The 15,970-nt window shown below is 36.8% G+C and carries 12 protein-coding genes; 7 read left to right on the top strand and 5 right to left on the bottom strand.

Going from position 1 to position 15,970, the window contains the following annotated elements; genetic code table 11:
- Positions 1-65 precede the first annotated feature (65 nt).
- The 6 genes from ATK78_RS11925 (at position 66) to ATK78_RS11900 (ending at position 3,780) form a co-directional block, all read left to right on the top strand.
- The gene (locus tag ATK78_RS11925; RefSeq protein ID WP_133576296.1) at positions 66-671 is read left to right on the top strand and encodes a Crp/Fnr family transcriptional regulator; all 606 of its coding nucleotides are present in this window, start codon (positions 66-68) and stop codon (positions 669-671) included.
- Positions 672-720: 49 nt separating this feature from the next.
- Positions 721-1,323, top strand: a complete 603-nt coding sequence (locus ATK78_RS11920; protein WP_133576295.1) for a Crp/Fnr family transcriptional regulator — start codon at positions 721-723, stop codon at positions 1,321-1,323.
- 194 nt (positions 1,324-1,517) lie between these two features.
- Positions 1,518-2,000 carry a MauE/DoxX family redox-associated membrane protein gene (locus ATK78_RS23110; protein ID WP_394346940.1) on the top strand — a complete coding sequence of 161 codons (483 nt, stop codon included), beginning with the start codon at positions 1,518-1,520 and terminating at the stop codon, positions 1,998-2,000.
- Between the two features lie 80 nt (positions 2,001-2,080).
- Entirely contained in the window at positions 2,081-2,320 is a 240-nt protein-coding gene (locus ATK78_RS11910; protein WP_133576294.1) for a hypothetical protein, read from the top strand.
- Positions 2,321-2,444: 124 nt separating this feature from the next.
- The gene (locus tag ATK78_RS11905) at positions 2,445-3,503 is read left to right on the top strand and encodes a hypothetical protein (protein WP_133576293.1); all 1,059 of its coding nucleotides are present in this window, start codon (positions 2,445-2,447) and stop codon (positions 3,501-3,503) included.
- A gap of 37 nt (positions 3,504-3,540) precedes the next feature.
- The gene (locus ATK78_RS11900; protein ID WP_133576292.1) at positions 3,541-3,780 is read left to right on the top strand and encodes a hypothetical protein; all 240 of its coding nucleotides are present in this window, start codon (positions 3,541-3,543) and stop codon (positions 3,778-3,780) included.
- A 66-nt stretch (positions 3,781-3,846) separates the two neighbouring features.
- Here the strand turns inward: ATK78_RS11900 and ATK78_RS11895 are convergent, their stop codons facing one another.
- The 5 genes from ATK78_RS11895 to ATK78_RS11875 form a co-directional block, all read right to left on the bottom strand.
- Positions 3,847-5,337, bottom strand: a complete 1,491-nt coding sequence (locus ATK78_RS11895) for a TlpA family protein disulfide reductase (RefSeq protein ID WP_166664864.1) — start codon at positions 5,335-5,337, stop codon at positions 3,847-3,849.
- Between the two features lie 62 nt (positions 5,338-5,399).
- A complete protein-coding gene (locus ATK78_RS11890) occupies positions 5,400-6,776 on the bottom strand; it encodes a RagB/SusD family nutrient uptake outer membrane protein (protein WP_133576290.1) in 1,377 nt (458 codons plus the stop codon).
- A 9-nt stretch (positions 6,777-6,785) separates the two neighbouring features.
- Positions 6,786-10,118 (bottom strand): SusC/RagA family TonB-linked outer membrane protein, encoded by a 3,333-nt coding sequence (locus ATK78_RS11885; protein WP_133576289.1) that lies wholly within the window; start codon positions 10,116-10,118, stop codon positions 6,786-6,788.
- Between the two features lie 429 nt (positions 10,119-10,547).
- Positions 10,548-11,684, bottom strand: a complete 1,137-nt coding sequence (locus ATK78_RS11880) for a FecR family protein (RefSeq protein ID WP_133576288.1) — start codon at positions 11,682-11,684, stop codon at positions 10,548-10,550.
- A 166-nt stretch (positions 11,685-11,850) separates the two neighbouring features.
- Complete coding sequence (locus ATK78_RS11875) at positions 11,851-12,435, bottom strand: RNA polymerase sigma-70 factor (RefSeq protein WP_133576287.1); 585 nt, start codon at positions 12,433-12,435, stop codon at positions 11,851-11,853.
- An 825-nt stretch (positions 12,436-13,260) separates the two neighbouring features.
- On the opposite strand from ATK78_RS11875, the gene ATK78_RS11870 reads away from it, so the two are divergent.
- A complete protein-coding gene (locus ATK78_RS11870) occupies positions 13,261-15,954 on the top strand; it encodes an alpha-L-rhamnosidase (protein ID WP_133576286.1) in 2,694 nt (897 codons plus the stop codon).
- Positions 15,955-15,970: the final 16 nt, after the last annotated feature.

The raw sequence follows: 15,970 nt of genomic DNA, 5'->3' as shown, positions 1-15,970 counted from the left end.
GAAATTAACCGATTCATCATCTATCACTAGTCCTATAGTCGTGCTCTCAACTTTAAATCAACACTATGTTAAACGAACAAATTCTTTATGATTTTCTTTTTGCGTGCAAGAGCATTCCGGAAGAATTAAAAGACGAAAATGAACGCGAAAAATTGATCAGTTATTTTAATACCCAGGTATGCATTGCGGAATACAGCAACAACACGGTGCTCTTACAAGCCGATTATGTGCCAGACCATGTTTATTATGTACACAAAGGTATGGTTAAGGGATATACCATTGACCGGAAAAACAAGGAGAAAGTTGCGTTTCTCTGGCTTAAAAATTCGTTGGTAGCGGATGCAGAGAGCTTTATATCCCGCAGCAGAACAAATCTGAATTTACAAGTCACTGCTCCAGGAACCATACTGATTTCTATAACTTACAGAAAGCTGATCTCCTTGTTTGAACACTTCCCCTACACCCGGATATTTCTCGATGGCCTGGAGGAAAATAATTGTAAGCATTGCAATATTGATCTTTTGGAGAAATGCGTCACTGGACGGGAGCGTCTGGAAGAAATGCGCTGCATGTTTCCAAAGTTTGAGCAACATGTACCGAAAAAGCTGACCGCAGATTTTCTGCACATTACCAGACAGCGCCTAACACAGTTGTATAGCGATTACCGGTAATTATTAATGATGTAAAAAATTTTAGCGCCTCCACCTAAATTTTGAAATTATGATTAAGCAAAATGCATATCTGCATCTTTTTGGCGGCCACGTGCTTCCTATTGAGCTAAATGATCTAGCCGAGCGTGAAAAGCTTAATGATTATTTAGCTGATCAAATGAGCTATGTGAAATACGATAGCAAAATACGTCTATTCACTCCTAATGGAGTTCCCGATCGAATGTTCTTTGTGATCAAGGGTATTGTAACCGGATTCACTTTTGACATCCGCAAACAAAAGAATAAGGTCGTGTTCCTTTGGCTGGATGGCGCGATGGTTGCCGATGCCAAACATTTTATAGCGCAAACAGAATCACATCTATCTATAGAAGCCTATCCAGATACGGTCGTGGCCTCTCTATCTTTTAAACAAATTGAAGATCTGTTTGAACATTTCCCCTACACCCAGGTATTATTTAAAATTCTAAAAGAGGATAATCTATTATACAGTAACAAGGACCTTATTGCGCAAGAATTTGGCGCTCTGGAAAAGGTGGAAGAGATGAACCGAATTTATCCGGCGGAACTTTTAGAGGCCGTTCCAAAAACGTTAATTGCGGATTGGCTTCGGATGTCCATTCAGCATTATAACCGGTTATTAAAAAGCAGATGAAAAGTTCGCTGAAATATGAAATATGGCTTCAAACAGCTTCAGAGCGACAAACGCGCAATTATTAATCAAGGTTCTGAGTTTAACGAACATGTTTTCATTTTTTTTGCAAAGGAAATTCCAGTTTTTGGAAAAGGCAATTTTACAACTTTAAAGAATATTGACCTTACATTTGATTTAACAAAACGATAGAGATTATGAGTATGGTTTCGAATAGCAAAACAAATAATTTAAGATGGTATTATATAAGAAAGGAAACAATTGTATCTATTATCTCCAGCCTTTACATTTTGTTATTCTTATATGCGGCAACAAGTAAATTAGCAGATTATCAGAATTTTAAAATTCAAATTGCAAAAACTCCTATCATATCAGATTTTTCGATGGTTTTGCCTTGGCTTGTACCAACTGTAGAAATTATAATTAGCATTCTACTGATATTTTCAAGAACTGTATTAGTAGGATTATATGCTTCGTTAGCCTTGATGACAACATTCACTGTCTACATCTATTCGATCTTGCACTTTAGTGACGTAATACCCTGCAGTTGTGGAGGGGTATTACAAAAGATGAATTGGGATCAGCACCTAGTATTCAATATCTTTTTTATTCTACTAACGATAATTGGAATTTTATTACAACCCAGTACTAAACAAAATAAGGTAGTCCAAAATCCTTAATAAAATATTCATTGGCCAATTGATTCAGGGGAAACCGAAAACCTGTAATAGAGTAGGTACTTAAATCAAAATTAAATAATATGAAAAAATTAATTTTTGCCGCTGCATTAGCTATAGTAGCTGTAGGCGGAGCTCTTACTTCAGAAGCAACGGTTGTTTATCCATCTGGATCTAATACCCCTTATGATTGTGCAGCTGGTTCAACTCTTTGTTCAACAATAACTCCAACTCCACTTTACATTGTAAGCTTTGCCAGCGGAAATCAAGGTAAACCAAATACATTGGCTCCAGCAGGTACAGAAAATGCTTTATACGACTAGTATCAAAAAATTAAGGTTATCCTAAAGGATAACCTTAATTTTTTGATAAATCTTAAAATCAAAATCTATTTAAATTAGTAACTAAAACTCTTTATCAAAATTACTTATTTAACAATCATATGTTATGAAAAAACAAATATTGATTATTTTCTTTATTGTTACCGTCTGTCTAATTTCGTTTTTCATTTTCATGAAAATTAACGGGTATAAACCGAATAACGGTTTCACAAGAAAGTTGATAGATTTAAACATAGGAGAACCCAAAGCAATAGAACTGCCAGAGAGATTTTTTTATTTTGCAAAAAAACCAAATAGAGAAATAGACTTATACTCTCATCATCATCCATTAATAATTTATAAGATAGATGAGTCCAACAACCAAATTAAGTCAATACGTTTAAAAGCGGCTCCTACTTTTAATATCAAATCAAATTACATCATTATTCGATTTAGTCCATCAGAAAAATTATATTTAAGTAATTCAGAAGGGTCATTGGAAGTATTAGGTAGCAAACAGATAAGAAAATACAAAATTCCATTAATTTACACAGACAATTGTACACCAATATCAGATTCATCAGTAATAGTAAGATCAATTGAAGGTACAGGGCAAGATAAAAGTATGTCTTTAGTTAAAATTAGACTTTCGAACAAATCTATAGAAAATAAAAGATATACACTCCCTAAACATTTAGATGGATATTTTGGAAATGATGGTTTCCTTAGATATGATAAAGAAAATAGCAGATTTATATACTCTTACTTATATTCAGGAGAATTTTTATGCTTAGATACAAATTTGAATCTATTATATAAAAGCAAAACAATTGATACAGTTACCTTGCCAAAGCTTAAACTTGGTGTATTTAAAACTAAGTTGAAGAATGGTAAATATGCGAATAAAACAACGCAGATTTCACCTCCTAGCTTCATCAATTCCGATTTCGCAATTAATAACGGTTTTGTATATATTATTTCTCAATTAAAAGCAGATAATGAAAGTAGCGCTGAATTTAAGGAAAATCAACCAATAGATGTATATTCTATTAAGGATGGAAAATATCAATATTCATTTTATATACCTAAATACAATAGGTTTAAACTTAAGAGAATAGAGGTTACTTCTAATCAAATAATTGCTATTTTTGACAGATATCTTGTTAAATATAGTTATAAAAGCTAAAATTCATATTAACATTTGGATCAATAGATACAATCAAATGAAAAAGATATTTCAAAATACTCTACTAATAATAGCACCTATAATTGCATCTTTAAACAGTGATGCAATCACAGTGGTATATGGAACAAATTCACCTGGTCCAGCCCCTGTATACGAATGCGGAGGAGGAGCAGCGTTTTGTATATTTATTCAATTACCTATCTTCTCATCTCCATTGATTCAAGACGAAAGTACAATGGTCAATATACTTGAACTGGCATTTTTAAGATATGATTAGTATTAACAAAAAAATGGAGGTGAAAAATTATTTTTTAGACACTATTTCCTAATTTAACACAAATTACTACTTAATATTTTTTTCGTTAAGAGCAATATTTATAACATCAACGATTTCCTCAATTTTTTCTACTCCACTTAATTTGGTAATTAATCGACCCTCTTTATCTACTATTAACAATAAAGGCATTGCATTAGTATAATATTTAAAAAAAGGATGATTTATACCTAATTCACCAACACCAACATTTAAATACTCATTCGCACTAAATTTTCCGCTATTTAATCCCTCAATCCATCTTTCATGTGATTTATCTGCATTAATACTTAGAACTTTGAAATCAGGATTATTTTTGAAGAACGGGTGAATCCTACTCTCGAAAAGTTTATGAAATAGGGCACAGCCAGTGCAACCTACACTCCAAGCATCAATCAAGACAACTTTACCTTTCATCGACTCAATCTTAAAAGGTTTTCCGAGTAAGTCAGTAAATTCTGCATTTAAAACTTTGCTACCTTTTCTTGTTCTGCCCTTCTTTTCAATCAATTCCTTGTAATACGGATGAACCACTGAATTACTTGCGTCTACAATGATAGAATCATAAACATCTGGTTTATAAGACGTAATAAAACTCATATTTGAAGTACTAGTTAAGAACTCAACCATCAACCTTTCTCTAACAAGCCCCGTATAGTTCTCTTTTAGTCTTTTATAAAAAGATGCCAAATTGGTAGGTTCGTTATTTATCACCATTTTCACCTTCATTCTAAATAATAATCCCATGTACTGTACTGGAGCTAGAACACTTATTGAGTCAGGGGTATTAAACGAAAGTATCCCGTTGTTTAGAGCGTCTTTTACTATCTTTCTTGATGTCTCATTTGCATAATTTTTATCATACAAATAAAAATATAAAAGTATATTTGCCCAGTAAGTTTGATAGATATCAAATTCGTACCCTATTAACTTTTTCATACTTTTGTTTACACCATCATATTTGTTAATAAGACTTGATTGCTCATACATAAATCGCAAAGCCAACTTGGTATATTCATTAAGGTAAACTTGAAGATCTTTATTACTTTTAGGATTATTTAACTTTGATGTCAAATCTTTGAATTTGTTCTGCTGTTGTTTTACAGCATTAATTAAATTATACTTTTCACTTCCTTTTCCACTAAATACTAAGGAATCCCTCTCTGATACTTTAAAAAATCCAATCTTTATATCATCATCCATCTCCACATAATATTCTCCTGGAACCAGAATGTGTTTTCCAGATTTCATGAAGTTAATTTGAAGCAACTGTGGCTCTTTCAACTTATCCATTATACAGGAAAAATGATTTTTATTCTTTAAACTTACAATATAAGGTATTAACTCTCCCCACCATATATTTTCTTTCATAGTACGGAAATCAATTGCATCTAAAATTGTGTCAGTTGAATACGCAAATGTGCCTGAGAACTTGGGAGGTTTATTCTGTGCTTTCAGTTGGGTATGGAAAAAACAAGTTATGATTGTCAATGCAAAAAGCAATACTATTTTAGTCTTCATAATATATAAATATTTAGTAAAACCCATTTATAAACTGTATTGAGTAATTAAATTCATAAAATCTAATAACCAACATTTTGGGTGATATTTGAATTCAAGTCGATCTCGCGCTGAGGGATAGGATAAAAAACATCTGTAGCTTGCCACATAGGTTTTACTAAGCTTAGAACTGCAGTAGCATTTCCGCTTCTCTTGAGATCAAACCAACGATGTCCCCACTCTGAAAATAACTCAACCCTTCGCTCTTTTTGAATTAAAATCGACAAATCATTAGCACTTATGTTTGGATTTGTATTTTTAATTAGGGTAATTCCTGCACGATTCCTAATTTTATCAATATCATCAATAGCTCCACTTATATCTTTTTGTTGAACACGCGCTTCAGCCCTTATTAAAAACTGCTCAGCTAACCGCATTACCATATAATATTCAGTAACAGGACTAGCGGTTCGTGCCTTATACTTGAATGGATAATAATATGTACCAGTTGCATTTGTATAACTCCTAATCCAAGAATTTTTCCTTTCATCATTCGCTTCAAAACTATTAAGAGCAAAATCACTGTTCAATGAAAGGTTAGTTGGTGTACCCGTCAAAATTAGTAAAGTACCTTCATTAGTATTTCCACTAGCAGTCGTTGGCATTAGTTGCCAAATGGCCTCTTGGCTGTTTTTTAAAAATATCGCATCTACATTTACTAGATTATAAATGCTTGTTTTATTGATAACAAGAGTTGCATATTTCTCCGCGTTTTCCCAATCCTGAGTATACAAATATGTTCGGGCTAAAAGTGCTTGCACTGTAGATAAGTTAGGGCGAATACGTTCAGTTGTAATGTATGTATCTTTCAACAAATTTTCTGCGGTTTTTAGATCTGATATAATTTGTTTATAGATTTCTGTTACTGTTGTGCGGGATGCTATTCGTGTCACTCTATAATCTGATGTTATATGTAAAGGGACAGATCCGAACATATTTACAAGATAAAAATAAGCGAATGCTCTTATAAATAGTGCTTCTCCACGAAGTTGTGTTCTATTAGGTAATGTGATATTATTCTGCCCTTCTAAACCCTCCAGCAAAACATTTGTTGCATAAATAGTCTCATAAGGGGATGCATATAATGAACTTATATTGGTCGTAAGTGGGTTAAGCTCATTGTCATAAAACTCCTTCAACAATGTAGAATGACTACTAAATTCGTCGGCAGTAAGACCTGCCGATGAAGTAATACTCATATTATTACCGGATGCAAAACCATTATTGCTCATGCTTCGGTAGATTCCAGTCATAACAGATGTAGCTGCATCATTATTTTGAAAAATTGTTTCTTGTACCACGCTATCTTTTGGCACATCTATCTGAATTATTTTTTTGCAGGAAAACTGAAAAAAAATGATTATTAATATTAAGCTAATTTTAAATATGTTGTATTTCATATTGGTCGATTAAAAAGTAAGATTTAAACCTAAGGATAAGGCTCTTAAAGGAGGTAAGGACATCGTTCTGGTTTCTGGATCTAGTCCAACATAATTTGTTAAAGTAAAAATATTCTGTCCTTGAAGGCTTAGCTTGGCGTCAACTATTTTTAGTGATTCCAAAAATTTTCTAGGAAATTTATAAGAAAATGATAAGTTCTTCAATCTTATGTAAGATGCATCAGTGACAAATGTCCCTTGCGTATTCGCTAATGAACTATAGCTATTTAAAGAACTAACAGTTGTACTAAACTTCTGAGCACTAGTTTGATTACCAGGTTGCTGCCACCGTTCAAGAACTAAAACAGGCTGATTTACAGATGCATTAGTTGATGAATCAAAATAACCAGGATTTACTACTGAACTTTTGTAATCCAATCCAGTCTGTTTATTAAATGAAAATAAGAAATCTAATGTAAATTCTCTGTAGCGTAATGTATTTTGAAATCCACCATAATATTTTTGGCCCAAAAATTTAGCAACATAGCGATCACTTGCATTAAGTATCCCATTTCCATCAACATCTTGTATATCATATAAGCCTGTTTCTGGATTAACTCCTCTAATATTGTAAGTTATATTAATTGATAGTGGTTCACCAACTATATAAGTGCTTGCATAACCAGAATTTGCCAAGCCTCCAGGATAAGAAATCAATTTATTTTTGGGAATAGTCAAATTAATTCCTGATGTCCACTCCCACTCCGATGTGCCTAAAACCTTGAAGTTTGTGAAAAATTCCAAACCAGAATTCCGAACAGTCGCCGGTAGATTTGCTATAATAGAACCATTACCTGTACTTAAAGGTAAGGATTGAGGCACCAACTGGTTTGAAGAACGGTTCCAATAATATGAAGATTCTAAAGTGATTCGATTTTGAATAAAACCTAATTGCAGAGCTATTTCAGCCTTTTTATTTGTTTCCCAAGAAAAAGCCCGATTTGCAATCCTACTTGGCGAAAGTGTTGAAACTCCTTGATAGGAATCTTGAGAAGACCATAATTGCAAATATCCATAATCAGGAATTTGATCATTCCCAGTAATACCATAACTTACCCTTAATTTTCCCAAACTTAGAAAAGATAACCTCTGTTTAATTGTACTCTCTTCAGAAAATATCCAAGCGGCTCCAATTGCTCCAAAATTTGCAAATTGTTTACCATCCCCAAATCTGCTAGAGCCATCTCGTCTTGCTGTTAAATTTATGAGATATTTGCTCTGCAAATTGTAATTTAATCGTGCAAACACCGCCACGTAGCGATATTGTGCATAAGAAACACCATTTGCAGCTAGAGTGCTTGCAGATGCAATGTTCTCCATTAAGGCATCGCTCGTGAATCCTCTACCGCGAATATTGCTAATAGATCTATAATCTTCCTGAAAACTCCCACCAATTAAAGCATTTAATTCACCTAAGCCTAATTTCATACTATAAGTCAATTGAGGCTCTGCAATTAAAGAGCTAGTAAAGTTATTTGAGAAATCCGAAATCCTACTGTTAGCAGTTGGAGCAGTGCTTGGTGCGTAAGCAACTAACGGAATTTTTGCTAGTTCATTCCTTCTGACATTTGTATATCCTACTGACGCTTTAAAAACCAAATTATTAGCTATGCGATAATTTATATTTAGATTACCAATTATATTATCAGTTCCAGAATTATATGTTCTAAAAAGTAATGCAGCTGGATTTGTGTTAAAGGCTCCATTTGCCCAATTTACATTGCCATACTCATCAAAAAGATTGGGGGCATTTGGAGATAATAAAATTCTTCCAGTGAGATCATTACGCAATAGATTACTTTTTGTACGGCTGTAATTTGAGGTGAAACTGGCATAGAAACGATTGTTTGCAGATCCAAAGTTCAAATTAGAATGTACAGATACTCTGTTCAACCCAAAATTTCCGGGAAAAACAGTGCCTTCTCTGTAATAATTTACACCAATTATATAATTACTTTTTTGTGTGCCACCAGATATATTTAAAGTAGCATTCGAAGTATTAGCAGTTCCACCAATTATCTCCTTTTGCCAATCTGTATATTTAGTTGAATCCCATGTTCCATTAACGTCATAATCAAGGGCTCCTGGAACGAGTCCATCATTCTTAAAAGCTTCACGACGCATCTCCAAATATTGTTCTGTATTTAAAAGATCAAGGCGATGTCCTACTTTATTAAAACCTTGAGTTATGTCCATATTAATCCTTGTATCCCCACTTTTTCCTTTTTTCGTAGTAATTAAAATGACACCATTTGCTCCCCTTGAACCGTATATTGCTGTGGCATCAGCATCTTTAAGAATCTCAATACTCTCAATATCATAAGGATTGATGTTACTCAATGGATTTACTCCTATAGTATTTAAAAGGGCTGAAGATGCAGCAGGGGAAGAAATATTTGAGGAAGGATAGTTTACCCCATCAATAACGTATAATGGGTTGTTTCCAACTGCGGCAGCATTAATACTGCTTCTGCCTCGAATTTGGACATTAAAGCCACCTCCCGGAACACCTGTAGTTTGCTCAATCACAACGCCAGGAACTCTTCCTTGCAGTGCCTGTAGAGGATTGTTTATAGGTTGTTTAGCTATAGTCTCTGATGTAACTCTCGAGATGCTGCCTGTTCTTTCTCTATCGGTTACAGTGTAATAACCAGCATTAATCTCTATTTCTTTCAGATCTTCATTAACTTCGCTCAACTTCAAGTCACCCATATCTGCAGAACCAGCGATTTCAAGATTACCATATCCGATATAAGAAATTTGAAGTGTCGCTTTATCATCTACATTTGGAAGATAAAACTCTCCTTTATCATTGGTCTTCGTGCTTTTGTTCGTACCTTTAACGGTCACACTTGCACCAACCAAAGGTTCCCCCTTGTCATTTACAATTCTTCCTTTTACATCAATGGCTGCAATCCGGTCAATGATCCGGTCTATAAATGAAGGCTCTTTAACAACAATAGCGATCGTTTTAGCACCACTCATCTTGTATTCTAAAGGCAGTGATTTTAAGATAGAATTTAAGGCTGTTGAAATCGAAGCGTTATTGACACTCACATTGACCTTAACATCTTTAAGCTCATTGTAATCATATAGAAAAACAAAGCCACTTTGTTTCTTGACCTTTTCCAGGACTTCAATAATAGATTTATTATTCTCATTCAGGCTAATCTGGCTGAATGATTTGGCACTTACTTGTACCAATGAAATAATTAATATGAAAGTGGTTAGCTTCATAATTAATAATAGTTTTTTAGGCAGCCCATAAAACGGCATGCCTAGGTTAAAAGCATTTTTATACATACTTTTGGTTCGGTTTGAGTTGATAATCAATAGTTGTCCAAATTATTACCACGGTCAGATTTAAATCTGCGTGGGAGGTTAACTCAAGCTACTGCCGGATTGTGCGTCAACACTTTCCGGCTTATTTCTTTAAGCCACCTCTGCTGCTTTCAACTTATCTTTCGTAAATGTGATCCCATTTTGTTGCGATTTAGGTTTTGTTAGTTGATATATATTAATTCACGAATGATTCTCATCCCCACTGCAGGATATAATTCAGTCTTTTGGTGATCCGGTTACGATCCCAATTCCTGCAATGTTTTGCACTACTATTTTTTATTACTTTGCAGTTTAGAACTGCTTACTCCCTGCCCCTACAGGACAAATTGTACTTTACCATCATGGACGTCTAAGAGCGGTATCATCGAGGGATGATGATCAGACAGTAACCTATACTCCTTTTTTACCGATTACGGTAATTACTTTTCCTTCAATCTTAAAATTCACATTGAAGTAATTCAACAAGTTCAACGCTTGTGAAGCCGTTAGATCCCTGTAAATTTCTCCTGTAAATTCTTTCTTTGGAAGGTTGCCTTCAAAGACAACCTGCACATCGTACCAACGCGCAAGTTGTCTCATGACGGTCTTAATGTCTGCACGATAAAATTGAAAAAATCCATTTTTCCAGGCGACAATCTGTTCTGCATTTACTGCTACAGTTTTGAGAGATTGCTGATTTAATACGGACTGCTCACCAGGTTTAAGTAGTGCAGTTTTTTCTGTTTGAGAGCCGTCCAAAGCCAATACCTTAACGGATCCTTCCAGCAAAGTAGTTTTCGTATCTACTTCATCATCATACGCATTCACATCGAAATGTGTGCCCAAAACAGTCACCTCCTGGCTAGCGGTTACCACTACAAAAGGATGTGACTTGTCTTTAGTAACTTCAAAGTAGGCTTCGCCGCTCAGTTCAACTTTTCGCTGTTTTTGAGAAACATAAGTTGATGGGAGTTTTAGTGAGGAAGCGGCGTTGAGCCAAACTTTGGTGCCATCCGGCAAGACGATTTGAAATTGCCCTCCACGAGGGGTTTCAACAATATAATCTCCTGAACTTTCATCCAGGTTTGTGATTTGAAAGGTAAGCTGACCTGCATTGGTCTTAATGATCTGAACACCCGCCTGTACGGCCAGGTTTCCATTGCCTGCATTACTCAGGTTTATTTTTTTACCATTTGCCAGCGTAAGGATGGCCTGATCACTTCCCGGTTTAATGTCATTGGCATAGCTGTTGGTATCCAGGCTATGTGAATAATAAATGAACATACCCATTCCAAGCATCACCAGGATTGCCGCTGCAGCTATACTAGTGAAGCGATTGGGAAGCGCGATAATCTTTGCTTGTTTCTTAATGTGATCCAATACATTGTGATGAGATATAGCGGTATCTCTTTCTACAGTCTCTGCAGGAGTTTCATGAGTATATTTCGACAGTTCCGAATACCAGGATTCAACATACGCAACTTCCAGTGCTGTACACTGGTTATTTGCGTATCTCTCCAACAGTTCTTTTATATCGTTTGTGTTCATTTAAATAATTATAAGGGATTCATAAATACATGACGTCAAAGCCCCCCTGGCACACGCGAATAAAAATGAATTATTTTTTCGGAGGCTATTTTTATTTCAGGACTTACCTTTCAAATGAAGCAAAAAGAGTAGCGGGAACTGCAGTGCAGGTATACTGCGGATAGGTTTAATAAAATATGATAAAAATCAAATACTTGAAAAGTCCGAGGTTCTTTCTTAACATTTTCAATGCATTGGTAATGTGCCCCTCAACAGTTCTTTGCGAAATGTCAAGTTTCTCGGCAATCTCTTTATTTGACAGGTTCTGATTTCGGCTCATCTCAAATACTTGCCTCATCTTTTCCGGCATTGCCGAAAGTTCACGCTCTATGATCGACTGAAAGTTTTTAGCACGTATCAAATGATCTGTCTCTGCAACACCCGTCTTCATAAAATCCGGAAGGGTATTTAAGTACTTCACCTTCACTTTCTCATGCCGGATCAAATCAATGATCTTGTTCCGGATGCTGCTGTATAAGAACGATGCAAAATTTAAATTATAAGTAAGCACTTTATGATTGTCCCACACCCAAATGAACAACTCCTGGACAACATCCCTTGCCTGGTCTGTATCTCTTAAGATGTTGGTGGCATGATTATAAATTAACCGTTCATACCTCGTCATGAGCTCAGTAAAAGCAAGTGTATCAGATGTGCTTAACAATTCACATAACTCCGCATCGGACAAATTTTTATACTCGTTTACCTTCACAAATCTTAAGTTAGCTTTTGACGTTCCCAGCGCAATTATTTGGAAACTTACGGATTTATACTCCCTATGGTTTTATAAGTTTTTACCGCCAAAAAATAACTATAGGGTTATATTTGATAACGAAATAATCAATCAGCGAACATACATCCGTTATACATCTTTAATTTTTTAGATATTAACACAATAACATAAGCAAATTATTACAGTCATTTTAAGCCAGGTAAAAACAGCAATACTCAAGCATGTATTAATTTTTAGTTAACAAAAAAAGAGCTGTTCAATTTTACTGTATTTAGATCCCTGAAATATTGGTCATTAAATAATTACTGCGACACCTCCGTTTGATAAAAATTTATATAGGTGCCTATTTAGGCTGTGGTTTGACGGCACACGTCCCGAACATGCGTGTACATTGAATCCAAGTGTTATCCAAGTCGGTTCCATGTTGATTCCAAGTATTCCCGTAAATACTTGGAATTGACGTGGATTTAACCTATATTCTGGTTGGATCCAATGTAGCCCAATATCGAACACATATGCCTCCGATCTGCTGCCAAATAGCAATCGATATTGATGTCGCCATTTACGCTGGCCTGATCATTTCATCATTGATAAGTACTGCTTTTTTTTAAACAATAAATCGCATATTTAACTTTAAGTTTATCACAGAATTTTAGCAATTATTTGAGTATAAACGTCCATTTTAATCAATGGAAAATAGTAAGGCGATGGAATTTCAAACGGCTTTCCGGAAGCAGGACAGTTCATGATGCCAATTTGAAAATAACTACGCATATTAGGGGAATCCGAATATAACGTGCCATCATGAATAACCTAACCATCAAAAGTTTACTGCTAACTGTATTACTTGTTTCAAGCCTTACCGGCTTTACCCAGAAAATCAGCGTTAGCGACCTTAAAGTTGAACAGCTCAGCAATCCTTTGTCAGTAGATGCTCCGGCACCAAGATTAAGCTGGAAAATAAAATCGACCTTAAAGAACACCATACAAGCCAGCTATGACATCCGGGTTGGCACAAATAAAAATAACCTGGCATCCGGAAAAGGAATTGTATGGACAGGATCTGCAAAATCAGATCAGTCGGTGCTCATCCCCTATGCCGGACCAGAACTGCAGTCTAAAAAACGATACTTCTGGCAGGTAAAGGTTAAAGACAATCATGGCAATACTTCTGCATGGAGCGATGTTCAGTATTGGCAGACAGGCCTGAAAGCGGCAGACTGGACCGCTCAATGGATTTCCGTTAGTACTACCGATACCTCGGCCAGAAGCCCTTTGTTCCGGAAAGCTTTTATCCTCAAAAAGAAAATTAAATCGGCACTGGCCTACATGACCGTGAAAGGTTTGTACGAAGCGCATATCAACGGCCAGCGTGTAGGCGACAGCTACTTTGCCCCTGGATGGACCAGCTATCGGAAACATCTTCAATACCAGGTTTATGATGTTACCGCTTCTTTAAAAACCGGTACAAATGCCATCGGTGTAGTTGTAGGTGATGGCTGGTTTAAGGGAAGGATTGGTTTTGGACACCAGCGCAGGGTTTATGGCGATACCAGGGCTTTGCTGATGCAGCTGGAAATAGAATACACGGATGGAACTAAAGAATCTATCCATACCGATGAAAGCTGGAAAACTGCCTACGGGCCAATTATGGCTTCAGACATTTATGATGGTGAAACTTATGACGCCAGACAAGAGAAGTCAGGCTGGAATACAGCTGGATATACCGAAGATCAATCCTGGACAAATGTCCGCATTGTAGAAAAAGGAACAGAGCAGCTTGTAGGGATGAGCGGCCCCATGGTAAGTAAGCATGAACAATTTAAAGCCTTAAAAGTATTTAAAACGCCAAAAGGTGAAACGGTCGTTGACTTTGGACAGAACCTCGTTGGATGGGTCATGCTTAAGGCTAAAGGGCCGGCAGGTACGCGCATTACGCTGAGCCATGCCGAAGTGCTGACCAAAGCGGGCGACTTCTATACCGTAAACCTGAGAACTGCAAAAGCTCAAAATGTTTACATCCTTAAAGAAAATACGGAACAAGTGTTTGAACCTCACTTCACCTTCCAGGGATTCAGATATGTAAAGGTAGAAGGCTATCCTGGTGAACTAAAATCAGAAGACCTTACTGCCGTTGCCATTTACTCTGATATGGAAGTTACGGGTAAGTTCTCTACCTCCAACCCTTTACTTAACCAACTGCAGCACAATATTGAATGGGGACAAAAAGGAAACTTTGTCGATGTCCCTACCGATTGTCCGCAGCGTGACGAGAGATTGGGCTGGACTGGCGATGCACAGGCTTTTGCAAATACTGCGGCTTACAATATGGATGTAGCCGGCTTCTTTACCAAGTGGATGAAAGACGTACAGGCAGATCAGCAGCCCAGCGGACTGATCCCTCACGTGATCCCGAATGTGATTGGTGCCAATGACGGGGCTTCTGCCGGATGGGCGGATGTGTCTACCATCATTCCATGGGACATGTATGTGGCTTATGGCGACAAGCGCATCCTTGAGGTGCAGTATGAAAGCATGAAAAAATGGGTCGGCTATATGAGCGCAGCCGCTAAGAATAACCTTTGGAATACGGGTTCCCACTTTGGAGACTGGCTATTTTACCGTCCGGAAGATGACAATGATGGCAGAGCGGCAGTTACCGATAAATACCTGATTGCACAAACTTTCTATGCGCACTCTACTCAAATCATGATCAATGCCGCACAGGTACTGGGTAAAAAAGACGATGTAGAAAAGTATACCATATTGCTCCATGCCATTAAAGATGCCTTTATCAAAGAATACATGACAGGGAATGGCAGACTCGTATCGAGTACGCAGACGGCCTATGTTTTGGCCTTGCAATTTGACATGCTGCCCGAAGCGATGCGGAAATCGGCAGCAGACAGGCTGGTAAGAAATATACGTGACTATGGCAACCACCTCACTACCGGATTTTTAGGTACGCCATACCTGTGCCATGTGCTTACGCGCTTTGGCCATACCGATGTAGCCTACAACCTGCTGATGCAGGAAAGTTATCCTTCCTGGTTATATCCTGTAAAGATGGGTGCAACTACCATTTGGGAAAGATGGGACGGGATTAAACCCGATGGCAGCTTTCAAACGCCGGATATGAACTCATACAACCATTATGCCTACGGTGCCATTGGCGATTGGATGTACCGCAATATAGCTGGCATCAACTCTGATCCTACCGTTCCAGGCTACAAGAAGATTAGCATTAGCCCGAAACCAGGAGGCAAGCTAACCAGCGCTTCTGGCGAACTGAATACTCCTTACGGATGGGTTACTTCGACATGGAAGATAGAAAATGGCGTGTTTAAACTGGACGTGCAGGTTCCTGCAAACACCACCGCTTCGGTAACTTTGCCTGCTCCGATACTTATAGATGGCAGAGAAACCGTAAATAACACGGAAATTGGTTCTGGATCTTATCATTTTGAGTGCAATATGACATCGCCTGCGGCTAAATAAGGGCCAGACAAGGACT

It is taken from the genome of Pedobacter metabolipauper, from assembly GCF_004362715.1.
Classification (GTDB): Bacteria; Bacteroidota; Bacteroidia; order Sphingobacteriales; family Sphingobacteriaceae; genus Pedobacter; species Pedobacter metabolipauper.
The sequence above is the reverse complement of the archived record's forward strand: the minus strand, read 5'-3'. Positions and strand labels throughout refer to the sequence as shown.